The organism is Accumulibacter sp. (assembly GCF_023806565.1).
In the GTDB taxonomy this organism is placed as follows: domain Bacteria; phylum Pseudomonadota; class Gammaproteobacteria; order Burkholderiales; family Rhodocyclaceae; genus Accumulibacter.
In genome coordinates this window covers 1-22,749 of sequence record NZ_JAMTDV010000047.1, presented here as the reverse complement: position 1 = coordinate 22,749, position 22,749 = coordinate 1, and the positions used below count along the sequence as shown (strand labels likewise).

At 61.0% G+C, this 22,749-nt stretch carries 34 protein-coding genes; 1 reads left to right on the top strand and 33 read right to left on the bottom strand.

Annotation, left to right across the window (positions count from 1 at the left end):
* Positions 1–26: 26 nt before the first annotated feature.
* The 4 genes from NFV80_RS05415 to NFV80_RS05400 form a co-directional block, all read right to left on the bottom strand.
* The gene (locus NFV80_RS05415) at positions 27–1,943 is read right to left on the bottom strand and encodes a 3-hydroxyacyl-CoA dehydrogenase NAD-binding domain-containing protein (protein WP_295327107.1); all 1,917 of its coding nucleotides are present in this window, start codon (positions 1,941–1,943) and stop codon (positions 27–29) included.
* Positions 1,940–3,253, bottom strand: coding sequence for an acetyl-CoA C-acetyltransferase (locus tag NFV80_RS05410; protein ID WP_295327104.1), 1,314 nt, complete (start codon positions 3,251–3,253; stop codon positions 1,940–1,942). Before NFV80_RS05410 ends, NFV80_RS05415 begins: the two co-directional genes overlap by 4 nt.
* A 92-nt stretch (positions 3,254–3,345) precedes the next feature.
* Positions 3,346–5,697, bottom strand: a complete 2,352-nt coding sequence (locus NFV80_RS05405) for an acyl-CoA dehydrogenase (RefSeq protein WP_295327101.1) — start codon at positions 5,695–5,697, stop codon at positions 3,346–3,348.
* 30 nt (positions 5,698–5,727) lie between these two features.
* Positions 5,728–6,474 carry a TetR/AcrR family transcriptional regulator gene (locus NFV80_RS05400; RefSeq protein WP_295327098.1) on the bottom strand — a complete coding sequence of 249 codons (747 nt, stop codon included), beginning with the start codon at positions 6,472–6,474 and terminating at the stop codon, positions 5,728–5,730.
* 236 nt (positions 6,475–6,710) lie between these two features.
* On the opposite strand from NFV80_RS05400, the gene NFV80_RS05395 reads away from it, so the two are divergent.
* Positions 6,711–8,528, top strand: a complete 1,818-nt coding sequence (locus NFV80_RS05395) for an ABC transporter ATP-binding protein/permease (protein WP_295327095.1) — start codon at positions 6,711–6,713, stop codon at positions 8,526–8,528.
* A gap of 80 nt (positions 8,529–8,608) precedes the next feature.
* Here the strand turns inward: NFV80_RS05395 and rplQ are convergent, their stop codons facing one another.
* From rplQ to rpsJ, 29 genes are all read right to left on the bottom strand, one after another.
* Entirely contained in the window at positions 8,609–8,995 is a 387-nt protein-coding gene (rplQ, locus tag NFV80_RS05390) for a 50S ribosomal protein L17 (protein ID WP_295327092.1), read from the bottom strand.
* 30 nt (positions 8,996–9,025) lie between these two features.
* Positions 9,026–10,000, bottom strand: a complete 975-nt coding sequence (gene rpoA / locus NFV80_RS05385; protein ID WP_295327089.1) for a DNA-directed RNA polymerase subunit alpha — start codon at positions 9,998–10,000, stop codon at positions 9,026–9,028.
* Between the two features lie 40 nt (positions 10,001–10,040).
* Positions 10,041–10,670, bottom strand: coding sequence for a 30S ribosomal protein S4 (rpsD, locus tag NFV80_RS05380; RefSeq protein WP_295327086.1), 630 nt, complete (start codon positions 10,668–10,670; stop codon positions 10,041–10,043).
* Positions 10,671–10,683: 13 nt separating this feature from the next.
* Positions 10,684–11,082 (bottom strand): 30S ribosomal protein S11, encoded by a 399-nt coding sequence (rpsK, locus tag NFV80_RS05375; protein WP_295327084.1) that lies wholly within the window; start codon positions 11,080–11,082, stop codon positions 10,684–10,686.
* A 20-nt stretch (positions 11,083–11,102) separates the two neighbouring features.
* Positions 11,103–11,465, bottom strand: coding sequence for a 30S ribosomal protein S13 (gene rpsM / locus NFV80_RS05370; protein WP_295327081.1), 363 nt, complete (start codon positions 11,463–11,465; stop codon positions 11,103–11,105).
* 74 nt (positions 11,466–11,539) lie between these two features.
* Positions 11,540–11,653: a 50S ribosomal protein L36 gene (gene rpmJ / locus NFV80_RS05365; RefSeq protein ID WP_295327078.1), complete on the bottom strand. Its 114-nt coding sequence runs from the start codon at positions 11,651–11,653 to the stop codon at positions 11,540–11,542.
* 67 nt (positions 11,654–11,720) lie between these two features.
* Positions 11,721–11,939 carry a translation initiation factor IF-1 gene (infA, locus tag NFV80_RS05360; RefSeq protein WP_015767904.1) on the bottom strand — a complete coding sequence of 73 codons (219 nt, stop codon included), beginning with the start codon at positions 11,937–11,939 and terminating at the stop codon, positions 11,721–11,723.
* Positions 11,940–11,942: 3 nt separating this feature from the next.
* The gene (gene secY, locus NFV80_RS05355; RefSeq protein ID WP_295327073.1) at positions 11,943–13,268 is read right to left on the bottom strand and encodes a preprotein translocase subunit SecY; all 1,326 of its coding nucleotides are present in this window, start codon (positions 13,266–13,268) and stop codon (positions 11,943–11,945) included.
* 23 nt (positions 13,269–13,291) lie between these two features.
* Positions 13,292–13,726 (bottom strand): 50S ribosomal protein L15, encoded by a 435-nt coding sequence (gene rplO / locus NFV80_RS05350; RefSeq protein WP_295327070.1) that lies wholly within the window; start codon positions 13,724–13,726, stop codon positions 13,292–13,294.
* Between the two features lies 1 nt (position 13,727).
* Positions 13,728–13,910, bottom strand: coding sequence for a 50S ribosomal protein L30 (gene rpmD / locus NFV80_RS05345; RefSeq protein WP_295327068.1), 183 nt, complete (start codon positions 13,908–13,910; stop codon positions 13,728–13,730).
* 3 nt (positions 13,911–13,913) lie between these two features.
* Positions 13,914–14,438 (bottom strand): 30S ribosomal protein S5, encoded by a 525-nt coding sequence (rpsE, locus tag NFV80_RS05340; protein ID WP_295327065.1) that lies wholly within the window; start codon positions 14,436–14,438, stop codon positions 13,914–13,916.
* Positions 14,439–14,465: 27 nt separating this feature from the next.
* Complete coding sequence (gene rplR, locus NFV80_RS05335) at positions 14,466–14,819, bottom strand: 50S ribosomal protein L18 (protein ID WP_295327134.1); 354 nt, start codon at positions 14,817–14,819, stop codon at positions 14,466–14,468.
* A gap of 13 nt (positions 14,820–14,832) precedes the next feature.
* Positions 14,833–15,369, bottom strand: a complete 537-nt coding sequence (gene rplF, locus NFV80_RS05330; RefSeq protein WP_295327063.1) for a 50S ribosomal protein L6 — start codon at positions 15,367–15,369, stop codon at positions 14,833–14,835.
* A gap of 9 nt (positions 15,370–15,378) precedes the next feature.
* On the bottom strand, positions 15,379–15,774 hold the full coding sequence (gene rpsH / locus NFV80_RS05325) for a 30S ribosomal protein S8 (RefSeq protein ID WP_295327060.1): 396 nt from the start codon (positions 15,772–15,774) through the stop codon (positions 15,379–15,381).
* 15 nt (positions 15,775–15,789) lie between these two features.
* Complete coding sequence (gene rpsN / locus NFV80_RS05320) at positions 15,790–16,095, bottom strand: 30S ribosomal protein S14 (RefSeq protein WP_295327057.1); 306 nt, start codon at positions 16,093–16,095, stop codon at positions 15,790–15,792.
* 6 nt (positions 16,096–16,101) lie between these two features.
* Positions 16,102–16,641, bottom strand: a complete 540-nt coding sequence (rplE, locus tag NFV80_RS05315; protein ID WP_295327055.1) for a 50S ribosomal protein L5 — start codon at positions 16,639–16,641, stop codon at positions 16,102–16,104.
* A gap of 9 nt (positions 16,642–16,650) precedes the next feature.
* The gene (gene rplX, locus NFV80_RS05310) at positions 16,651–16,968 is read right to left on the bottom strand and encodes a 50S ribosomal protein L24 (protein WP_295327052.1); all 318 of its coding nucleotides are present in this window, start codon (positions 16,966–16,968) and stop codon (positions 16,651–16,653) included.
* 8 nt (positions 16,969–16,976) lie between these two features.
* On the bottom strand, positions 16,977–17,345 hold the full coding sequence (gene rplN, locus NFV80_RS05305) for a 50S ribosomal protein L14 (RefSeq protein ID WP_295327050.1): 369 nt from the start codon (positions 17,343–17,345) through the stop codon (positions 16,977–16,979).
* A gap of 131 nt (positions 17,346–17,476) precedes the next feature.
* Positions 17,477–17,743, bottom strand: coding sequence for a 30S ribosomal protein S17 (gene rpsQ, locus NFV80_RS05300; RefSeq protein WP_295327031.1), 267 nt, complete (start codon positions 17,741–17,743; stop codon positions 17,477–17,479).
* The gene (gene rpmC / locus NFV80_RS05295) at positions 17,740–17,934 is read right to left on the bottom strand and encodes a 50S ribosomal protein L29 (protein WP_295327028.1); all 195 of its coding nucleotides are present in this window, start codon (positions 17,932–17,934) and stop codon (positions 17,740–17,742) included. Before rpmC ends, rpsQ begins: the two co-directional genes overlap by 4 nt.
* A 2-nt stretch (positions 17,935–17,936) precedes the next feature.
* Complete coding sequence (rplP, locus tag NFV80_RS05290; RefSeq protein ID WP_295327025.1) at positions 17,937–18,350, bottom strand: 50S ribosomal protein L16; 414 nt, start codon at positions 18,348–18,350, stop codon at positions 17,937–17,939.
* A complete protein-coding gene (gene rpsC / locus NFV80_RS05285) occupies positions 18,334–19,182 on the bottom strand; it encodes a 30S ribosomal protein S3 (protein ID WP_295327023.1) in 849 nt (282 codons plus the stop codon). The genes rplP and rpsC overlap by 17 nt, the downstream gene beginning before the upstream one ends.
* A 9-nt stretch (positions 19,183–19,191) precedes the next feature.
* The gene (gene rplV / locus NFV80_RS05280; RefSeq protein WP_295327132.1) at positions 19,192–19,521 is read right to left on the bottom strand and encodes a 50S ribosomal protein L22; all 330 of its coding nucleotides are present in this window, start codon (positions 19,519–19,521) and stop codon (positions 19,192–19,194) included.
* A gap of 10 nt (positions 19,522–19,531) precedes the next feature.
* Complete coding sequence (rpsS, locus tag NFV80_RS05275) at positions 19,532–19,807, bottom strand: 30S ribosomal protein S19 (protein WP_295327020.1); 276 nt, start codon at positions 19,805–19,807, stop codon at positions 19,532–19,534.
* A 13-nt stretch (positions 19,808–19,820) separates the two neighbouring features.
* A complete protein-coding gene (gene rplB, locus NFV80_RS05270) occupies positions 19,821–20,648 on the bottom strand; it encodes a 50S ribosomal protein L2 (RefSeq protein WP_295327018.1) in 828 nt (275 codons plus the stop codon).
* A complete protein-coding gene (rplW, locus tag NFV80_RS05265; RefSeq protein WP_295327016.1) occupies positions 20,648–20,950 on the bottom strand; it encodes a 50S ribosomal protein L23 in 303 nt (100 codons plus the stop codon). The genes rplB and rplW overlap by 1 nt, the downstream gene beginning before the upstream one ends.
* On the bottom strand, positions 20,947–21,567 hold the full coding sequence (rplD, locus tag NFV80_RS05260; RefSeq protein WP_295327014.1) for a 50S ribosomal protein L4: 621 nt from the start codon (positions 21,565–21,567) through the stop codon (positions 20,947–20,949). Before rplD ends, rplW begins: the two co-directional genes overlap by 4 nt.
* On the bottom strand, positions 21,568–22,212 hold the full coding sequence (gene rplC / locus NFV80_RS05255) for a 50S ribosomal protein L3 (RefSeq protein ID WP_295327011.1): 645 nt from the start codon (positions 22,210–22,212) through the stop codon (positions 21,568–21,570). It abuts the gene before it with no gap.
* Positions 22,213–22,326: 114 nt separating this feature from the next.
* Complete coding sequence (gene rpsJ / locus NFV80_RS05250) at positions 22,327–22,638, bottom strand: 30S ribosomal protein S10 (RefSeq protein ID WP_295327008.1); 312 nt, start codon at positions 22,636–22,638, stop codon at positions 22,327–22,329.
* Positions 22,639–22,749 lie beyond the last annotated feature (111 nt).

Here is a 22,749-nt window from a genome sequence, read left to right as displayed (position 1 = left end):
TTCAACGGCAACAGCTAATTTTCCCGTCAGGCCCGCTGCCCAGCGGCGTAGTGCAATGGTCCCCCGGTGAATGGAGCGAAGCCGGTGCCAAAAATCACCCCGGCGTCGGCCAGATCGGCGTCGGCAACGATCCCGTCGCCCACCAGTTGCTGCGTGCGATCGAGCAAGGGCTTCACCAGGCGAGCCGCCAGACCGGCGGGCACCGGCCCAGCCGACCCTTTGACCGGCCGGCCAGCGGCATAGTCGTAGAAGCCGCGGCCGGCCTTCCTGCCCAGACGACCGGCGTCGAAGTGTGCCTGTAGACAACGTGGTGGTTCGCCGGCGGGGCCCGCGAGGCTCTTGCCGGCAGCCATCGCGACGTCGAGTCCGACCATGTCGATCAGTTCGATCGGACCCATCGGCATGCCGAAGGCCAGCATTGCTTCGTCCACCGTCTCTGGCGAAAGACCTTCGTCGACGGCCCGCATCGCTTCCAGCATGTAGGGAGCGAGAACCGCATTGACGAGGAAACCGGGGGCACTCCTGACCGGCAGCGGCAGGCGGTCGATCTGTTTGACGAAAGCCGTAGCGCGTTGCAGCATCTCGGGGTCGCCTCCTTCGGCGGCAACCACTTCGACCAGCGGCATCTTCGCCACCGGGTTGAAAAAGTGAATCCCGATCAGGCGTTCCGGCCTAGCCAGGGCGCTGCGCAAGTCCTCGATGCGCAGGCTCGAGGTGTTGCTGGCCAGAACGGCGTCCGGCCTGATGACGGCCTCGAGTTGGCGCAGCAGCGCGTGCTTGGCATCGATATCCTCGAAAATCGCCTCGATCACGACGTCTGCCAGGCGGGCGCCGTGACCTTCGGGATCGGGGATCAGCCGGTCCATGACGCTGCGCAGTTCGCGCGCATCGCGTATGCGCTGACCCCACGCCGCATAGGCACGTTGCAGCGCCGACGCGATACGCTCCATGTCACGGTCCTGCAGGGTGACCGTAAGTCCGCGCAGCGCGCACCAGGCGGCGATGTCGCCACCCATCACGCCCGCGCCGACGACATGGACGCGCTCGGCGCGGAATCCGCTCAGCTTGCCGAAGCTCTTGAGGCGTTCCTGCAGGAAGAACACCCTCACCAGATTGCGCGCAGTTGGCGAACGCACGATGCCGTCGATCAGCGCCGGCGCAACCAGCGCGTTGCCACGGTGCCTGGCCCAGATTTCGATGATCGCGTAAGGTGCCGGGTAGTGCTCGCGGCGCGCGCGCCGCGCCACCTGCTTCGTCGCGCCACTCGCCACGACGCCGCGCAAGGGTCCGTTGAGCAGGCGCTGCACGAGCGGGAGGCGGCGCCGCGGTTGCCCGGAGCAGACCAGCAGAGCGGCCGCTCTGTCCATCACGCGTGGCGGCACGCAGTCGTCAGCGAGGCCCAACCGTCGGGCCTTCTTCGCATCGATCGTCTTGCCGGTCAGCATCAGGTCCAGCGCCGCCTGCGGGCCGATCCGTTCCGGCAGGCGCAACATGCCGCCCCAGCCCGGGACGATCCCGAGCAGAACTTCGGGCAGACCCATCCGGGTGGTCGGCTCGTCGACCGCCAGCAGATAGCGACAGGCCAACGCCAGTTCGAGGCCGCCGCCGAGGCAGTGACCGCGTACCAGAGCCAGGGTCGGATAGGCAACCGCCGCCAGCCGATTGAACAACTGCCAGCCGCGTGCCACCAGTGCGATACCCTTTTCCGGCGTGTCAAGCTGGGTGAACTCCTGAATGTCCGCGCCCGCGATGAAGCCGGCGGATTTCCCCGAACGAAAGATCAGAGCCTTGGGGGGGCTGCGATCGAAATCGTCGAGAACTCGTGCGAGTTCGTCCATCACCGCGCTGGAAAGGGAGTTTGTCGACTCCCCAGCCTTGTCGAGCGTCGCCCAGGCGAGACCTTCGCCGTCGGTCTCGATTTGCCAGTGTTGATAGCTGTTCATGGCTTGGCTGCTCCTTTTCGTTCGCGCTCGATCGTTTCCACCAGCATCGCCCCTCCCTGACCACCGCCGATGCAGATTGCGGCAATGCCGCGCCTTGCCCCGCTGGCGCGCAGTGCTCGCAGCAGATGCAGCACGATGCGGGCGCCGGACGCGCCCACCGGGTGACCGAGAGCAATGGCGCCACCATCGACATTGAGCCGATCCGGCGAGACTTCGCCGAGGGCAGCCGGGAGGTCGAGACGTTCGCGGCAGTACTCGCCCGACTCCCATGCCGCCAGGCAGGCGAGCACCTGCGCGGCAAAGGCTTCGTTGATTTCCCAGAGGTCGATGTCCTGCAGAGCGAGCTGATGACGCTGCAGGATCGGTGTCGCGGCATGTACCGGACCGAGGCCCATCTCGGCAGGATCGAGTCCCGCCCACTGGCTGTCGGTGATCAGACCGAGCGGCTCCAGCCGCCACCGCTCGACGGCCCGCTCCGACGCCAGCAGCAGCCACGCGGCTCCGTCGGTGATCTGAGAGCTGTTGCCGGGGGTGACGCGGCCATACTTGCGGTCAAAGAACGGTTTCAGCCTGGCCAGATCGGCCAGGTTCGAATCGGCACGAACGCCATCGTCTTCCGCGTAAACCCTGCCCTGCGCATCGACCAGCGGAACGATCTCGTCGAACCTTCCGGCACGGGCCGCCAGCGCGCGCTGGTGGCTGTGAACGCTGTACTCGTCCATCTGCTGCCGCGAGATACCAAAACGCCACGCCAGGTTTTCGGCAGTCTGTCCCATCAGGAGGCCGGTCATCGGATCGGTCAGTCCTTTGAGGATCCCGATCACCGGCGACAGCGCCTGCGCCGGACGCAGGCGGGCGAACATCCCGATCTTCTGACGCAGCGTTCTCGCCTGCATCATTTGGGCGAACCAGCGCACCATCGCTTCGTTGTACAGCAAAGGCGCACGCGACAGCGCGTCTACACCCCCGGCCAGCACCAGTTGCGAGCGTCCATTCTGAATGTTGGCGATCGCTGAGTCGATCGCCTGCATGCCGCTGGCGCAGTTGCGCATCACCGTCCACGCCGGCACCCGCTGGCCGCAGCCAAGACGCAGGGAGACAACGCGCGCAATGTTCACCTCGTCCGGAGACGGACTGGCACAGCCGAGAATCACCTCGTCGAGTTCGCTGGCCGCGAAAGGCTGGCGAATCAGCAGCGAGCGTCCGGCCTGAACCGCGAGGTCACTCGCCGCGAACAACCCGGGCGCGTTGCGCCCCTTCAGGAAAGGCGTTCTCGCGCCATCCACGACGTACACCGGCTGGAAATTCACCTGCTCTCCTTGGTTGATTGTGGCTCCTCACGCAGCAGCAGGCAGCGAAGACCCGCTGCCCACCGCCATCGGAACGCCGTCCTGCGGAAGCGTTACGCAGCCGCCTTGTGACGCACGGGCTGCTCTCGGGCAAGCCCGAGGTCGTGTGGAAAATCGTCGACGCGAATGACAATGTCGCGCAGTTCGTTGCGCCGTTTGAGCACCGCATACTCGGTCGCCGTCACGATGCCGGCGGCAAAGGCGGCGTGCGCGATATCCCGGACGTTGGCCGCGGGATTGTCGGTGAGCGCGCCGCTCTTTTCGGCTGCGCGGATCTTGGCTTCGATCGGCTCGGCTTCAATGGTTGCGGCGAGAGCCAGTTCGAGAGCGCCGACTGCTTCGCTCTCGGTCCGAGGCAAGTACGCTTCCCCGGTCAACCGGTCGCGGGAAGCCGACGGTTCGATCAGCAGCTTCGCCGCCCGGTGGCCGATACGGTCCGAAGGCACGTCGTAGGGATGCCCCAGCGGAAAGACGAGGCGATACAGCATGCGTGCGATCCAGCGTATCGGGAAGTTGGCAATCACCCCGTCGAACGCCATTTGCGCCTTGTACATCGCGTCCCAGATGGCCCAGTGCATGAGTGGGGCGTCGGCCTGCTGCCGTCCTTCCGACTCGTAGCGCTTGAGCGTTGCCGAGCACAGGTAGAGCATCGAGAGAATGTCTCCGAGCCGCGCAGAGAGCTTCTCGCGACGCTTCAGCTCGCCCCCGAGCACCAGCATCGAGACGTCGGCAAGAAAGGCGAAAGCCGACGAGAAGCGCGTCAGTTGTTGGTAATAGCGCCTGGTTTCGGGCGCGACGTCGGCTGGCACGGCGACAAAGTGCGAGCCGGTCAGGCCCTTGCCGAGCGCACCGAAAGCATGCCGGATGGTGAACAGCAGATGGCCGAAGAAGGCCTTGTCGAAGTCGCGCAGCCCCTGCTCGGCATCCGGGTTGAAGGCCGATTTCATCTCCTTCAGCACATATGGATGACAGCGGATCGCACCCTGGCCGAACAGTATCATGCTGCGCGTCAGAATGTTGGCGCCCTCGACCGTGATGCCGATTGGCAGTTGCTGATAGGCACGACCGAGGAAATTGGACGGACCGAGACAGATGCCCTTGCCGCCCACGATGTCCATGCCGTCATTGACGACCTGGCGAGCACGCTCGGTGACATGGTACTTGGCGATCGCCGAGACCACGGACGGCCTTTCGCCAAAGTCTATGGCAGCAGCGGTCATCGTGCGCACGGCGTTCATCATGTAGGTGTAGGCGCCGATGCGGGTGAGCGGCTCCTCCACTCCCTCGAAACGCCCGATCGCCATCTTGAACTGGCTGCGAACGCGTGCGTAGGCACCGACAGTGCGTGCGGTCAGTTGCGCCATGCCGGCATTCGACGACGGCAGCGAGATCGAACGACCGGCCGCCAGACACTCCATCAGCATCCGCCACCCCTGACCGACCATCGCCGGGCCGCCGATCACGTAGTCGAGCGGCATGAAGACGTCCTTGCCGCGCGTCGGGCCGTTCATGAACATGGCGTTCAAGGGAAAGTGGCGGCGACCGATTTCCGCCCCGGGGGTATCGCGCGGCACCAGGGCACAGGTGATCCCGATGTATTTTCTGCCGCCGAGCAGGCGATCCGGGTCATACAGGTGGAAAGCGAGGCCGAGAATGGTGCACACCGGACCGAGCGTGATGTAGCGCTTGTCCCAGGTGACGCGCATGCCGAGTACTTCCTTGCCCTGCCACATGCCCTTGCAGACGATACCGGCGTCCGGGATGGCGCCGGCGTCCGAACCGGCCCATGGGCTGGTCAACGCGAAGGCGGGAATCTCAAGCCCCTTCGCCAGGCGTGGCAGGTAGTGGTTCTTCTGCGCTTCCGTACCGTAGTGCAGCAGCAGCTCGGCCGGACCGAGCGAGTTCGGCACCATCACCGATACCGACAGCGCCGAGCAACGGGTAGATAGCTTGGTAACGATCTGCGAATGCGCGTAGGCGGAAAATTCGAGGCCACCGTACTTCCTCGGAATGATCATGCCGAGGAAGCCCTTGTCCTTGATGAACTGCCAGGCCTGCGGCGAAAGATCGTGGAGTTCGCTGGTCACCTGCCAGTCATCGACCAGCGCGCAGGCCTGCTCGACCTCGTTGTCCATGAACGACTGCTCTTCGCGAGTGAGCTTCGGAACCGGATAGGCCAGCAGCTTGCTCCAGTCCGGATTGCCCTGGAACAACTCGCCGTCCCACCATACCGTGCCGGCCTCCAGCGCCACTCGCTCGGTTTCCGACATCTGTGGCAGGATCCGCTTGTAGGTGGTAAAAATTGGCCGGCTTACCAGTGCCCGCCGCAACGGGCGGACGCTGAACAGCACGGCGACACTCACCAGGCTTATCCCGATGACCGTCGAAACGATCGTTGCAATCATTGCTGCTTCTCCTATCGTTGGTGTCTGGTTCTAGACTTCGGTTGGCAGACCGCCTGCGGAAGCGGCTCTTGTTATTGGAGATTCCTCAAAGCGCGGCAGGGGGGCACGCAGGCCGCCGAGCAGGAACGGCATCAGTCGCTGCGCCAGGCGTCTGGCCAGGGCCGTATCACCGAGTTCCTCGGCCGCCGCTTCGCCCGCCAGATCACCGACTTCGCAGCCGGTGACCACCTGCAGGACATCGGTACCGGCGATCGCGTAGGACATTGCGCCCAGCATGAAATGCAGACGCCAGACGATCTCGGCTTGCGGGACATCCGGCAACGCGCGAAACAGCGCCAGCTTGTAGCGATCGATTACTTCAGCATACTCGCCGGCGAAGAATGTGCGGATGAACTCGGCCGGCTCGGTCAGAGTCCTGCCGAGCAGGCGGAGAAAGGTCATGCCGCCGAGCGACGGCTCCTCGCCCATCCGCAGCAGGGTGCCGAAGAATGCTTCGAGAATCTGCGACGGCTTGAGTGGTGCTCCGCCAGCCGCTTCCTCGAGGCGGTCGAGCGCCTGCAGACGTTGCTGATTGAGCCACGCCAGGCGACGCCGGAATACCTCGCGCAAGAGCGCCTCTTTCGACCCGAAATGGTAATTCACCGCCGCGAGGTTGACCTCCGCCGCACCGGTGATGCTGCGCATCGACGTTGCTTCATAGCCGTGCTGCATGAACAGCCGCTCGGCGACGTCGAGGATGCGTTCGCGGGTGTCGTTGCTTGCTTTCGAGTCCGGCATGGGATCAGAGGTCCAGGAAAAGCGCAGCGCGGTTCATCGTGACTTCTGTCGGGAGATTGGATCAAACGTTCGTTTTGATTGTAGGGCCTGGCACGGGAGAACGCAAGGCATTTTTCGTGGCATTCTTTCGTGGATGTCGTTTGGCTCGGGTCTTCGCTCTCGACTTTGGGCTTGAGACGACGGGCGACAACAGCGCATACTCCGCGCGTCAGCAATCCGATCGACCAGCCCGCCCCATGCGCCGTACCCCGTTTCCCCTGCATTCTGTCGATCGCCCGCCGGCATCCGACAGCCATCTGTGGCAGACCCTGAAGAAGCTGCTCCCCTACCTCTGGCAGTACAAGTGGCGTGTGCTTCTCGCCTTGTCCTGCCTGTTCGGCGCCAAGATGGCCAACGTGGCGGTACCGCTGGTGTTCAAGGAAATGATCGACGACCTCAGCCGCGGCCAGCAGGCGCTCGTCTTGCCCGCCTTGTTGCTCGTGCTCTACGGGACGCTGCGCTTTTCGACTTCGCTGTTCACGGAAATGCGCGAAATCCTTTTCGCACGGGTAAGCCAACGCGCCGTGCGCCGCATTTCGCTCGAGGTGTTTCGACACCTGCACGAACTGTCTCTGCGCTTCCATCTCGAACGGCAGACCGGCGGCGTTTCGCGCGACATCGAACGCGGCAGCCGATCGATTTCCAGCCTGATCAGCTATACGCTTTACTCCATCCTGCCGACGCTGGTCGAGATCAGCCTCGTTCTCGGCATACTGCTGGTTCGCTACGAAGCCGCTTTCGTCGCCATTACGCTTGTTTCGTTGATCGCCTACGTGGCATTCACGGTGAAGGTCAGCAACTGGCGGATCGCCATCCGGCGCAAGGTCAACGAAACCGACTCCGCCGCCAACACCCGCGCCGTCGACAGTCTGCTCAACTACGAGACCGTCAAGTACTTCAACAACGAGGAATACGAGGCGCAGCGCTACGACCAGCAGATGCAGCAATGGGAAGACGCTGCCACGCGCAGCCAGGTATCACTTTCGTGGCTCAACCTGGGTCAGCAACTGATCATCGCCCTAGGAGTCACGGCGATGATGTGGCGGGCAGCCAGCGGTGTCGTGAACGGCAGCATGACCATCGGCGACCTGGTATTGGTCAACGCTTTCCTGATTCAGCTCTACATGCCGCTCAACTTCCTCGGCGTCGTCTACCGTGAGATTCGACAGTGCCTGACCGACATCGAGAGAATGTTCGGTCTGCTGGCGGTGCACCGGGAAGTCGCCGATGCGGCCGACGCCATCGCGCTGCCCGCCGGCCCGGTGCAAATTTGTTTCGGCGCAGTCGATTTTTCGTACGAGCCGAACCGGCAGATTCTGCACGCGGTGGACTTCGCCATACCGGCTGGACGAACGGTTGCCGTCGTCGGCGAGTCCGGCTCGGGAAAATCCACGCTGGCGCGCCTGCTCTACCGCTTCTACGACGTCAGTGGCGGACAAATCCGGATCAACGGCAACGATCTGCGCCGGATCACCCAGGCCAGTCTGCGTGCAGCGATTGGCATCGTGCCGCAGGATACCGTATTGTTCAACGACACCATCTACTCCAACATCCAGTACGGTCGGCCGCAGGCCACTCGCAGCGAGGTGGTCGCTGCGGCCGCGGCGGCGCAGCTCTCGGCGTTCATCGAACTGCTACCCGAGGGCTACGAGACGCGCGTCGGCGAACGGGGGCTGAAGCTCTCGGGGGGAGAGAAACAACGGGTAGCCATTGCGCGGGCATTGCTCAAGAATCCGCCGGTGTTGATCTTTGACGAAGCCACCTCGGCACTCGACTCGAAAACCGAGAAGGCCATTCAGGCCAGTCTTGACAGCGCCGCCCGCGGCCGCACGACGCTGGTCATCGCCCACCGTCTGTCGACCGTCATGAATGCCGATCAGATACTGGTCATGGACGGCGGACGTATCATCGAACGCGGAATGCACCAGCAATTGCTCGATAGCGGTGGCGTTTACGCCCAGATGTGGGCTCTGCAGCAACAGGAGGAGGCGACGGCCGCTTGCGCCCGTTCGTAGCTCACCATACGCCCGGTCAGGGCGAAAAAAAGCCAGGCAGAGCCTGGCCTTTTCACCGGTCCGGCCAGAGTTTGCGTGCGCTACTTGGCGACTGCCTCGGCGTCGACTCCGGGCCTGTCCAGCAACTCGACGAACGCCATCGGCGCATTGTCGCCGTCCCGGAAGCCACACTTCAGGATCCGCAGATAGCCGCCATTGCGCGCCGCATACCGCGGCCCGAGTTCGTCGAACACCTTGACTACCATGTCGCGATCGCGCAGCCGGTCGAACGCCAGCCGCCGGTTGGCGAGGCTGGGCTTCTTGCCGAGCGTAATGATCGGTTCCACCACCCGGCGAAGCTCCTTGGCCTTCGGCAGCGTCGTCTTGATGGCTTCCTCGCGCAGCAAGGATACGGTGATGTTGCGCAACATCGCCAGACGATGGGCGCTGGTACGATTCAGTTTGCGAAGACCCAAACGGTGACGCATATCAATTCCTTCCTGTTCTTGGCCAGCGGTCTATTTTTCCAGCCCGGCCGGCGGCCAGTTCTCCAGCTTCATGCCCAAGGTGAGCCCGCGTGCTGCCAGTACTTCCTTGATTTCATTGAGCGATTTCCGCCCGAGATTGGGCGTCTTGAGCAGTTCGTTCTCGGTGCGCTGGATCAGATCACCAATGTAATAGATGTTTTCCGCCTTCAGGCAGTTGGCAGAGCGCACAGTCAGTTCGAGGTCATCGACCGGGCGCAGCAATAGCGGATCGACCTGAACTGCCTTCTGATACTCCACGGGCAACGCCGTTCCCGCCAGGTCGGCGAATACCGATAGCTGTTCCATCAGGATGCGCGCGGCGGTGCGAATTGCTTCCTCCGGCTCGATGGCGCCGTTCGTCTCGATGTCCATGATCAGCTTGTCCAAATCGGTACGCTGCTCTACCCGAGCAGCCTCGACGGCGTAGCTGACCCGGCGAACCGGGCTGAACGAGGCGTCCAGAACCAGTTTGCCAATGTTCTTGCTGCTGTCGCCCATATCGCGGAGGTTACCGGCGACGTAGCCACGCGACCTCTCGACCTTCATCTCCATGGCCAACTTGCCGCCAGCCGACAGGTGCGCGATCACGTGCTCGGGATTGATGATTTCGACATCGTGCGAGACCTCGATGTCGGCCGCGCGAACGACACCCTTGCCTTCCTTGCGAAGCTGCAGGAGCACTTCTTCCCGGTTGTGCAGCTTGAAAACAACACCCTTGAGATTGAGAAGGATATCGACCACATCCTCCTGAACACCGTCAATCGTCGAGTACTCGTGCAGCACCCCATCGATGCTCACCTCGGTTGGCGCGTAACCTGGCATCGACGAAAGCAGAATTCGACGCAGTGCATTTCCCAGAGTGTGCCCGTAGCCGCGCTCGAACGGCTCCATCACCACCCGTGCATGTACCGGCGACAAGCTCTGCACATCGATGATGCGCGGTTTGAATAGTCCACTGCTTTGCATGTGCTGTCCCTTTGCCTGATTCCGTCAAGCCTCGCTGCTACTATTTCGAGTAAAGCTCGATGACGAGACTCTCGTTGATCGTCGGCGGCAATTCGCTACGCTCCGGATGTGCCTTGTAGGTACCCTTGGCGGCCTTGGCATCCACCTCGACCCATTCGGGAAAACCACGCGCTTCGGCAGCGGCGAGCGCGGCCTTGACCCGGAGATGCGCCTTTGCTTTCTCGCAGACCTCGACCACGTCACCCGGACGCACCTGATACGAAGGAATGTTGACACGGCGGCCGTTCACCAACACGCCATTGTGTCTGACGACCTGACGCGACTCGGCACGCGAACCGGCAAACCCCATGCGATAGCAGACGCTGTCGAGACGAGACTCCAGCAGTTGCAACAGAACTTCGCCGGTGACACCCTTGCGCCGGTCCGCTTCCTTGTACACCTTGCGGAACTGCCCTTCGAGAACCCCATAGATGCGCCGGATTTTCTGCTTCTCGCGCAGATGGACGCCGTAGTCGGACAGGCGCTGCCCCGATTTCTGTCCGTGCTGACCGGGTGCGTACGAGCGACGCTCGATCGCACACTTGTCGGTGAAGCATTTTTCCCCCTTGAGGAACAGCTTTTCACCCTCACGGCGGCACTGGCGGCACTTCGGATCGAGATTACGAGCCACTTTTTCCTTCTCCTTAAATCCGACGCTTCTTCGGCGGCCGACAGCCGTTGTGCGGGATCGGCGTCACATCGGTAATCGCGGTGATTTTCATTCCCAACGCATTCAGCGCGCGCACCGACGATTCACGCCCGGGACCCGGCCCCTTGATGCGCACCTCCAGATTTTTCACCCCACATTCGACTGCCACGCGACCGGCGGCCTCGGCTGCGACCTGGGCGGCAAATGGCGTGCTCTTGCGTGAGCCCTTGAAGCCGGCACCGCCCGAAGTAGCCCAGGAAAGCGCATTTCCCTGGCGATCGGTGATCGTGATGATCGTGTTGTTGAACGACGCGTGGATGTGAGCAACACCCTCGGCCACATTCTTTCTGATCTTGACTTTCTTGCGAACAACCTTTGCAGCGGTCTTGGCCATAGTCGGGTCCTAGTTCCTAATCATTTCTTGCCGGCGATCGGTTTCCGCGGTCCCTTGCGGGTGCGCGCGTTGGTACGCGTTCGCTGGCCACGGGACGGCAGACCCTTGCGATGGCGAAGGCCGCGATAGCAGCCCAAGTCCATCAAGCGCTTGATGCTCATCGTGACTTCACGACGCAGATCGCCCTCGACGCTGAACCTGCCGATCTCATCGCGCAAGCGCTCCAGCTCCGCCTCGGTGAGATCCTTCATTTTTGTTGAACGTGGAACCCCAGCGGCATCACAAATCTTCTGTGCGCGTGGACGTCCAATACCATAGATCGCCGTCAGCGCGATTTCGGCATGCTGGTGGTTCGGGAGGTTTACGCCTGCGATGCGGGCCATCGATTCACCCCAAATAATCGAAATTTCGTTGTATCTTCAACCGACTGGCGAATCACCGTAGTGACTCGCAGCGATCAACCCTGCCGCTGTTTGTGGCGTCGATCCGTACAGATCACACGCACGATGCCGTGCCGCCGAATGATCTTGCATTTGCGGCAGACGCGTTTCACAGATGCCAGCACTTTCATGATTCACTCCTGATTGCTCGGCAAGAGGCGCAGCCAGCCACTTGTCGAGTTGTTGCATAGAGACTCTTCACTTGGCGCGGAAGACGATACGCGCGCGACTCAGATCGTAAGGAGTGAGTTGCACCGTCACCTTGTCCCCCGGCAGGATGCGAATGTAGTGCATCCGCATCTTCCCCGAAATGAAACCCAGCACGACATGTCCGTTCTCGAGTTTCACCCTGAAAGTGGCATTGGGCAGGTTCTCGATAACCTCCCCCTGCATTTCGATCAAGTCTTCCTTTGCCATCCTCTATTTCGCCGGCAAACCGGAACCCTTGAAGTTTGCCTTCTTCAAGAGGCTCTCGTACTGATGTGACATCGCGTAGGCCTGGACCTGAGTCATGAAATCCATTGTCACCACCACGATGATCAACAGCGAAGTCCCACCGAAATAAAACGGAACGTTCCACTTCAGAATCAGGAACTCCGGCAACAGGCAGACGATGGTGATATAGCCAGCGCCAACCAAAGTGAGTCGCATCAATATCCTGTCGATGTAACGCGCGGTCTGATCGCCCGGCCGGATGCCGGGTACGAAAGCTCCGCTGCGCTTCAGATTGTCAGCCGTCTCTCTTGAGTTGAATACCAGAGCAGTGTAAAAGAAACAGAAAAAAATGATCGCCGTGGCGTACAGCATGACGTAAATCGGCTGCCCCGGAGAGATCGCCCCGGCGATGTCCTTGAGCCAGCGCATCGACTCGTTCGAACCGAACCAACCGGCAATGGTCGCCGGAAAAAGGATGATCGACGAGGCAAAGATCGGTGGGATCACCCCCGCCATATTGAGCTTCAGCGGCAGATGCGAACTCTGCCCGCCGTAAATCTTGTTGCCGACCTGGCGCTTCGCGTAGTTGACCAGGATCTTCCGCTGCCCACGCTCGACAAAAACGACGAAGGCGGTCACCAGCACGACCAGGACGCTGATCAGGATCGCCGTCAGGGGATGCATCGCTCCGGTACGAACCAGTTCGAGCAGGCCACCTATTGCATTTGGCAGTCCCGCCGCGATGCCGGCAAAAATGATGATCGAAATGCCATTGCCAAGCCCACGCTCGGTCACCTGCTCGCCAAGCCACATCAGGAACATGGTTCCAGTCACCAGGGTGACCACCGTCACCAATCGGAACAGCATCCCCGGGTCAACCACCAGTCCGGGCTGCGACTCCACAGCGACCGCAATGCCGATACCCTGAAACAGTGCCAGAAAGACCGTTCCGTAACGCGTGTACTGCGTTATCTTGCGCCGACCGGCCTCGCCCTCCTTTTTCAATGCCTCGAGCTGCGGGCTGGCATGCGTCATCAGCTGCATGATGATCGACGCCGAAATGTATGGCATGATCCCCAGAGCAAAGATCGTGAAGCGCGACAATGCCCCTCCGGAGAACATGTTGAACATGCCGAGAATGCCGCCCTGCTGCTTGTTGAAAAGCTCGCTCAGGGTCTGCGCGTCGATACCGGGGACAGGAATGTGCGCGCCAATCCGATACACGACCAAGGCACCGAGCAGAAACCAGAGCCGGCGCTTCAGATCGCCGAACTTGCCACCCTTGCTGACCGTGCTGGCACTAGTTACCAAGAAAAATTACTCCTGCCTGCCCATTACTCAACAATGCTGCCGCCTGCGGCTTCGATTGCCGCGCGCGCGCGCGTCGTCGCCCCCACACCCTTCAAGGTGACCTTTCGGCTGATCTCGCCCGAAAGCACCACCTTCGCCGACAGCGCATTCTGTGCGACGAGGTTGGCCTGCATCAGCGTCGCCAAGTCGATCTCGTCAACCGGCAAACGGTCAATGGCCGAAAGGCGAACTTCCACATTGCGATCGTTGGTCATCGACTTGAACCCACGCTTCGGCAGGCGACGCTGCAGTGGCATCTGGCCACCCTCGAAACCGACCTTGTGGAATCCGCCGGCACGCGATTTTTGGCCTTTGTGGCCACGGCCGCAGGTCTTGCCGAACCCGGAGCCGATGCCGCGACCGACGCGCTTGCGCTCGGTCCGGGCACCGTTGGCGGGCCCAATCGAATTCAGTTCCATCTCAGCTCTCACATTTCAAAAGGTATGACACCTTGTTGATCATCCCGCGAACCGCCGGCGTGTCCTCCAGGATCGAACTGCTGTGCAGCCGGCGCAGTCCGAGACCGCGAACAGTGGCGCGATGCGACTCCTTGGTACCGATCAGGCTCCTGACCAGCGTCACTTTCACTTTTTTCTCGGCCATGTCTTACCCCAGGATCTCGGCAATCGACTTGCCGCGCTTGGCGGCAACTTCCGCAGGAGTGGTCATCGCCCGCAGACCATTGATCGTCGCGCGGACAATGTTGTATGGGTTGGTCGAACCGTGCGCCTTGGCAACGACATTGCTCATCCCGACCACGTCGAATACCGCCCGCATTGCCCCCCCAGCGATGATGCCGGTACCTTCCGGAGCCGGCTGCATCATGACTCTCGAGGCTCCGTGATGGCCAACGACGGTGTGCTGCAGGGTGCCGTTCTTGAGACTCACCTTGATCAGATTGCGGCGAGCTTCTTCCATGGCCTTCTGGACCGCCACCGGGACTTCGCGGGACTTGCCCTTGCCCATTCCGACACGTCCATCGCCGTCACCGACCACGGTAAGTGCCGCGAAACCGAGAATCCGACCACCTTTCACAACCTTGGTGACTCGGTTGATCGAGATCATCTTCTCGCGCATGCCATCATCCGGCTTTTCAGCCTGTTGAGGTTTCCTGCCTTGCGGTTTAGCCATTGCTTACTCCAATCCCTTACGCTGCGATCAGAACTTGAGACCGGCTTCACGCGCCGCGTCCGCCAGCGCCTTGATCCGCCCGTGATACCGAAAACCCGCGCGATCAAACGCAACCTGTTCGATTCCAGCCTGCTTGGCACGTTCGGCGATCAATACGCCAATCGTTTTCGCCGCACTGATGTCGCCACCGTTCGGCAACATCTTGCGCACATCGGGCTCAAGCGACGAAGCAGCCGCCAGCACCTTCGAGCCACAGGGGGAAATCACCTGCGCGTAGATGTGGCAGTTGCTGCGGTGCACCGACAGCCGCACCGCCTTCAGTTCGGCAATCTTGGCCCGGGTCTGGCGGGCCCTGCGCAAACGCGCCTCTTTCTTGTCGATCATTTAAGCACCCTTACTTTTTCTTCTTCGTTTCCTTGATCGCGACCACTTCGTCCACGTAGCGCACACCCTTGCCCTTGTAGGGCTCCGGCTTGCGATATGCACGAACCTCGGCCGCAACCTGGCCAACGAGCTGCCTGTCCACTCCCTTGATCACGATCTCGGTCTGCGTCGGCGTAGTCACGCTGATGCCGCTCGGCAGCTTGTAGGCAACCGGATGCGAAAATCCCAGGGAAAGGCTCAGGGTGTCACCCTGCGCCTGCGCACGGTAACCGACGCCGACGAGGCTGAGCTTGCGCTCGAAGCCGACACTCACCCCCGTCACCATGTTGGCCACGACTGCGCGCATGGTTCCCGAGAGAGCGTCGCCGTTGGCTACGCCTTCGTTCGGCGCACACAACAGGGTATCGCCCTCGCGCTGGATACTTACCGCCGGGTGTGCGACGAAATCGAGCGCACCCAGCGGGCCTTTGACCGAAATCCTGTCGGCCGACACATCCACCGAGACGCCCGGCGGAACAACGATTGGTTTTTTTCCAACGCGCGACATGGCAACCCCTTATGCGACGAAGCACAGCACTTCGCCGCCGACATGGCTGGCGCGCGCCTTGCGATCGGTCATGACACCCTTCGGCGTGGATACGATCGCCACCCCAAGTCCGTTCATGACCTGCGGAATGTCACCGGCGCCTCGATAGATGCGCAGGCCGGGTCGCGACACCCGATCGATGCGCTCGATTACCGGGCGGCCTGCGTAATACTTGAGGCCGATCTCCAGAATCGGCTTGCCGTCATTCGGATTGACGGCAAAATCCTCCACGTACCCTTCCTCCTTCAAGACCTGGGCGATGGCAATCTTTACCTTTGACGACGGCATGGCAACAGATCCCTTGCTTGCCATCTGGGCATTTCGGATGCGGGTCAGCATGTCGCTGATCGGATCACTCATACTCATTTCATTCTCTCCTGCCTACCAGCTAGCCTTGATCATTCCCGGCACCTCGCCCTGCATCACGAACTCGCGCAGCTTGCCTCGGCCCAGCCCGAACTTGCGGAAAACTCCCCGTGGCCGACCGGTCAAGGCACAACGATTGCGCAGCCTGACAGGGCTCGCGTTGCGCGGCAACGCCTGAATTTTCAGGCGAGCATCGAAGCGCTCCTCGATCGAGCGGCCCTGGTCCGCCACGACGGCCATCAGCTCGGCACGTTTCTTGGCATACTTTTCCACAATCTTGCGCCGCTTTTCACCGCGGTTGATCACAGCGAGTTTCGCCATTTCGTCTCAGTTCCTGAAGGGAAATTTAAACGCGCCAAGCAAGGCACGCGCCTCTTCATCGGTCTTGGCAGTAGTTGTGACACTGATGTTCATGCCCCGCAAGGCGTCGATCCGGTCGTATTCGATCTCGGGGAAAATGATCTGTTCTTTCAGTCCCATGTTGTAATTCCCGCGGCCGTCAAAGCCCTTGCCGGAAATTCCGCGGAAGTCGCGTACGCGGGGCAGGGCGACGGTCACCAGTCGATCGATGAACTCGAACATGCGTGGACCGCGCAGCGTGACCATGCAGCCGATCGGATAGCCAGTGCGAATCTTGAAGCCGGCAATCGACTTCCGCGCCTTGGTGATCACCGGCTTCTGTCCGGCGATCTTGACCAAATCACCCATCGCGTTCTCAAGGACCTTCTTGTCGGCCACCGCCTCGCCCACACCCATGTTCAGCGTGATCTTGGTGATACGAGGAACTTCCATTCTCGATTTGTACCCGAATCTCCGGGTCAACTCGGGAACCACTGTGGTTTTGTAGTACTCCAGCAAACGCGCCATGACTGCTCCTTAGGCCCCCAACACTTCGCCGTTGGACTTGAAAAAACGCACCTTCGTGCCGTCGCCAAGGATCCGGAAACCGACGCGATCCGCTTTCTTGGTCGCCGGGTTGTAGAGCGAAACATTCGAAACGTGCAGCGGCATTTCCTTCTCGATGATTCCGCCGGTCACCCCCTTGACAGGATTGGGCTTGACATGTTTCTTGACACGATTGACGCCCTCGACGACGACATGCTCGGCGTCCGCACGCCGCAGCACTGTTCCCCGCTTCCCCTTGTCTTTCCCGGCGATCACCACCACATCGTCGCCTTTTCGAATCTTTTCCATGACCTTCCTTACAGTACTTCGGGTGCCAGGGACACGATCTTCATGAAACGGTCGCCACGCAACTCGCGCGTTACCGGCCCAAAAATGCGAGTACCGATCGGCTCCAGCTTGTTATTGAGAAGTACCGCCGCGTTGTGGTCGAAACGAACGAGCGATCCATCGGTGCGACGGACGCCCTTGGCCGTCCGCACCACCACCGCACTATAGACATCGCCCTTCTTCACGCGACCACGCGGGGCAGCATCCTTGATGCTTACCTTGATGATGTCGCCGACGCCCGCATAGCGGCGCTTCGAGCCGCCCAGCACCTTGATGCACATCACCGAACGCGCGCCGGTATTGTCAGCGACGTCGAGAGTAGTCTGTACCTGAATCATCTGTCACTCCAACTTGGCCCGCAGTTGCGGTCAGTCTTGGAACCCGCTAGGGGAGGAACGCCCGATACCGTTTAACTGTCGAGCGCAGGAAAAAGCAATAATTATAGCGACTCTGGGGGTACAAGCAAGCGCTAAATGGTGATTGCTCGTTCAAGAAGGCGGCTGACCACCCAAGTCTTGGTCTTCGAGATCGGACGAGATTCCTGGATCTCCACTACGTCACCGATCTTTGCTTCGTTGTTGGCGTTGTGAGCGTGATACTTGTTCGAACGCACGATGATCTTGTCGTACATCGGGTGCCGAACGCGGCGCTCGACCATCACCGTGACGGTTTTCTCCATTCGATCACTCACCACACGTCCGATCAGCGTGCGTGTGCTGCTGTTGGTCTCGCTCATCGTTGCCCTGCCTTTTCACGAAGTAGGGTGCGCACGCGGGCGATTTGGCGACGCACCTTGCCAATCTGGCTGTTGTTCGACAACTGTTGGGTAGCGATCTGCATGCGCAGGCCAAACTGCGCTTTCAGCAGGTCCAGTAATTCCTTGTTCAACTCGTCGACGGCCTTTGCTCTGAGTTCACTGACTTTCATGATCAACCCACCAAACGCGTGACAAACACAGTCGGAATCGGCAACTTCGCAGCAGCCAGCGCAAATGCCTCGCGCGCCAGACCCTCAGCGACCCCATCCATTTCGTAGAGAACCTTGCCGGGCTTGATTTCGGCTACGTAGTACTCGGGACTCCCCTTGCCGCTTCCCATGCGAACCTCGGCCGGCTTCTTGGAGATCGGCTTGTCGGGGAAAATTCGGATCCAGATGCGGCCACCGCGCTTGATGTGACGCGTCATTGCGCGCCGCGCCGCTTCGATCTGGCGGGCAGTCAGCCGTCCACGGCCGATCGCCTTGAGTCCGTACTCGCCGAAACTGACCTTGGCCCCGCACAACGCCAGTCCGACATTGCGACCCTTCTGTTCCTTGCGGTATTTTCTTCTAGCTGGCTGCAGCATCTGTTGTTCCTGCCTTTCTTACTCGTTTCACGGGCGCCTTCGCTTCCGTCGCCGCACTCTCCGGCCGCCCGGCCTCGTCCTGAGCAGCGTCGGATCTCACCCGCACGCGCGCCCTGTCCGCGCTATCCCCGGGTCGAACGGAGCGACGGGGCCGCCTTTGTTCTTCCATCCCAGGCTCCGGCGACGGCGCTACCTGCTCGTGGCGGTTGAGTATCTCGCCCTTGAACACCCACACCTTGACACCGATCAAACCGTAAGTGGTGAGCGCCTCGGAGGTCGCATAATCGATATCGGCGCGCAATGTATGCAGCGGCACACGCCCTTCGCGGTACCACTCGCGACGAGCAATTTCGGCACCATTCAGGCGGCCGGAACTCATGATCTTGATCCCCTGGGCGCCGAGTCGCATCGCGTTCTGCATCGCTCGCTTCATGGCGCGGCGGAACATGATGCGCTTCTCCAGTTGCTGCGTGATCGAGTCGGCAATCAGTTTCGCATCCAGCTCAGGCTTGCGGATCTCTTCGATGCTCACGTGCACCGGCACTCCCATAACCTTCTGCAACGCCACGCGCAAGTGATCGATCTCCTCGCCCTTCTTGCCGATCACCACTCCTGGCCGAGCCGAAAAAATGGTCACACGAGCGTTCTTGGCAGGACGTTCGATGAGAATGCGGCCGACCGACGCGTGCTTCAGCTTCTTGTGCAGGTACTCGCGCACGCGGACGTCTTCGTTGAGCATGCCACTGAAGGTCTTGCTGTTGGCGTACCAGCGCGAAGCCCAGTCACGCGTCACAGACAGGCGAAAACCAGCAGGATGAATCTTTTGTCCCATTCTCGTTCCTCAGTTACCGACGGTCAGCAAGACGTGACAGGTCGGTTTGACGATCCGGTTGCCTCGCCCCTTCGCACGCGCCGTAAAACGCTTGAGCACCATTCCCTTTTCGACGCAGATCGTCTTGACCTTCAGCTCATCGATGTCGGCACCGTCGTTGTGCTCGGCATTGGCAATTGCCGACTCGAGCACCTTCTTGATGATCGCCGCCCCCTTCTTGGGACTGAAAGTCAGAAGATTGAGCGCCTTGTCAACCGGCAGACCGCGTATCTGATCGGCCACCAGGCGGCCCTTCTGGCTCGACAGCCGAACGCCGCGCAAAACCGCACGAGTTTCCATATTCATTCCTCTACTTCTTGGCCTTCTTGCCAGCCGTATGGCCCTTGAAGGTACGGGTCAGCGAAAACTCGCCCAGCTTGTGCCCAACCATGTTCTCGGTAACGTAGACCGGAACGTGCTGCTTGCCGTTGTGGACAGCGATCGTCAGCCCAACAAAATCCGGCAGCACGGTCGACCGGCGAGACCAAGTCTTGATCGGGCGCTTGTCGCCCGTCGCGCGCACCACACCCACTTTCTTGACCAGATGGGCATCGGCAAACGGGCCCTTTTTTACGGAACGTCCCATGGTTCTCTATCCCTTAGCGTTTTTGACGGCGCTGCACGATCATCGAAGTCGTGCGTTTGTTGCGACGAGTGCGATAACCTTTGGTCTTGGTGCCCCAAGGACTGACCGGGTGCATGCCGGACGCTGTCTTGCCTTCGCCACCACCGTGCGGGTGATCGATCGGGTTCATCGCCACGCCGCGTACCGTCGGGCGAATGCCGCGCCAGCGATTTCCGCCGGCCTTGCCGATCGAACGCAGACTATGCTCCTCGTTACCCACTTCTCCGATCGTCGCGCGGCACTCGATATGGACTCGCCGGATTTCTCCCGAACGCAGGCGGAGTTGAGCGTGCACTCCTTCGCGAGCCAACAGTTGCACCGACGTCCCGGCCGATCGGGCCAGTTGCGCACCTTTGCCAGGAACCATTTCTACGCAATGGATCGTCGTGCCCACCGGGATGTTGCGAATTGGCAGCGCGTTGCCCACCTTGATCGGCGCCTCGGAGCCGCTGCTCACCTGCTGGCCAACAACCAGCCCTTTCGGCGCGATGATGTAGCGACGCTCACCGTCGGCATAGCACAGCAGCGCAATATTAGCCGTGCGGTTTGGATCGTACTCGAGGCGCTCGACCTTGGCCGGCACGCCGTCCTTCGTGCGTTTGAAGTCCACCAGTCGATAGTGCTGCTTGTGGCCGCCCCCCTGATGGCGAGTCGTCACGTGCCCATTGTTGTTGCGGCCCGCGCGCTTCGATTGCGATTCGAGCAGTCCGGCAACCGGCGGACCCTTGTGCAGGCCAGCATTGACGACGCGGATGACGGCGCGACGGCCCGGTGAGGTCGGTTTGACTTTGACGAGAGCCATCAGACACCCCCTCCATCAACGAAATTGATCTCCTGACCAGGCTTCAGACACACGTAAGCCTTCTTCCAATTCTTGCGGCGCCCCATCATGCGGCCGAATTTCTTGTGCTTGCCCTTGACGTTCGCGATCTGCACGGACTCGACGGCGACCTTGAACAGCAACTCGACCGCACCTTTGACCTCGGGCTTGGTGGCATCGGAAGCAACGCGAAAAATCACCTGCGCATGCTTGTCAGCGACCAAGGTGGCCTTTTCGGAAATCTGTGGCGCAAGCAGCACCTGCATCAGACGTTCTTGATTCATCCCAGGATTTCCTCAAACTTGGCAAGCGCACCCTTGGTCATCAGCACCTTGCGGAAGTGGACCAGCGACACCGGGTCGGCCTGCGGCACTTCGACAACCAGCACATTGGGCAGGTTGCGTGCCGCCAGGAAAAGGTTCTCGTCGAAATCGTCGGTGATGACGAGCACCGATTCGTAGCCCATGCCCTTGATCTTGGCGGCAAACAGCTTGGTCTTCGGGGCCTCGATGGACAGACTGTCTACCACCGCCAAGCGATCCTCGCGAACGAGTTGGGAAAGAATCGACGCCATTCCCGCGCGATACATCTTCCGGTTCAGCTTTTGCGTAAAGTTCTCGTCCGAGGAGTTCGGGAAAACCCGCCCACCGCCGCGCCAGATTGGCGAAGACGACATGCCGGCGCGGGCACGACCAGTCCCCTTCTGCCGCCACGGCTTCTTGGTCGTATGCCGGACGTCGTGACGATCCTTCTGCGCCCGGTTGGCACTGCGGGCATTTGCCTGATAGGCAACCAGCACCTGATGGATCAGGGCTTCGTTGTATTCGCGCCCGAACAGGGTATCCGAGGCCTCGAGTCGACTCGCTTCCTGGCCTTGCTCATTGATCAGTTTGAGTTCCATTCATGCCCCCGCTTTGACTGCAGGGCGAACAATCACGTCCGACCCCTTGGCACCGGGGACGGCCCCCTTCAGCAACAGCAACTGACGTTCGGCGTCGACGCGAACGACTTCCAGGTTCTGTTGCGTGCGCCTGACTGCGCCCAGATGACCCGACATTTTTTTGCCCGGAAAGACACGTCCCGGGTCCTGCGCCATTCCGGTTGAGCCGGGAGCCTGGTGGGACACGGAATTGCCGTGTGCGGCCCCCTGGGAACTGAACTGATGTCGCTTGATGCCTCCGGAAAAGCCCTTGCCTATGGTTTGACCGGTGACATCGACCTTCTGCCCAACCTCGAATATGGTCACGGCAATCTGGTCGCCAGGCTTCAGCGCGCCGAGTTCATCGGCAGAAGCCGGAAACTCCTTGAGGATGTGACCGGCTTCCACCCCGGCCTTCGCCAGATGGCCGGCCAAGGGCTTGTTTACGCGCGATGGCCGGCGTCTGCCGAAAGCCACCTGCACGACTGAGTAGCCGTCGCTTTCCGGAGTTTTGATTTGGGCGACGCGATTGTTCGACACATCGAGCACGGTTACCGGGACGCTCACGCCATCTTCGGTAAATATGCGCGTCATGCCGACCTTGCGCCCAACAAGGCCTAGACTCATGTTTATTCTCCTCTGACCGGCTACGATTGGCCGGCGAGCGCAGCGAACAAAAACGGGCAGCGTTGAAAGGCAACTGCCCGACGAAAGGCGGCGATTATAGCCGCATGCAAGTACCTACTGCAACTTAATTTCGACGTCAACACCTGCCGGCAGATCGAGTTTCATCAGGGCATCGACCGTCTTATCGGTCGGGTCGATGATGTCCATCAGGCGCAGGTGGGTGCGGATTTCGAACTGATCGCGCGAGGTCTTATCGACATGCGGCGAACGGAGGATGTCGAAGCGCTCGACACGGGTCGGCAAGGGCACCGGGCCACGGACAACGGCACCTGTACGCTTGGCAGTTTCGACGATTTCCTGTGCTGACTGATCGATCAATCGGTAGTCAAAGGCTTTCAGGCGGATGCGGATTTTCTGACTGTGCATGTGTTATTCCAAAGAGCGGGCGGTGGACTGCGTGCGCCACCGCGAATTTGCCCAACTACTCGATGATTTTCGCGACGACGCCGGCGCCGACGGTACGACCACCTTCACGAA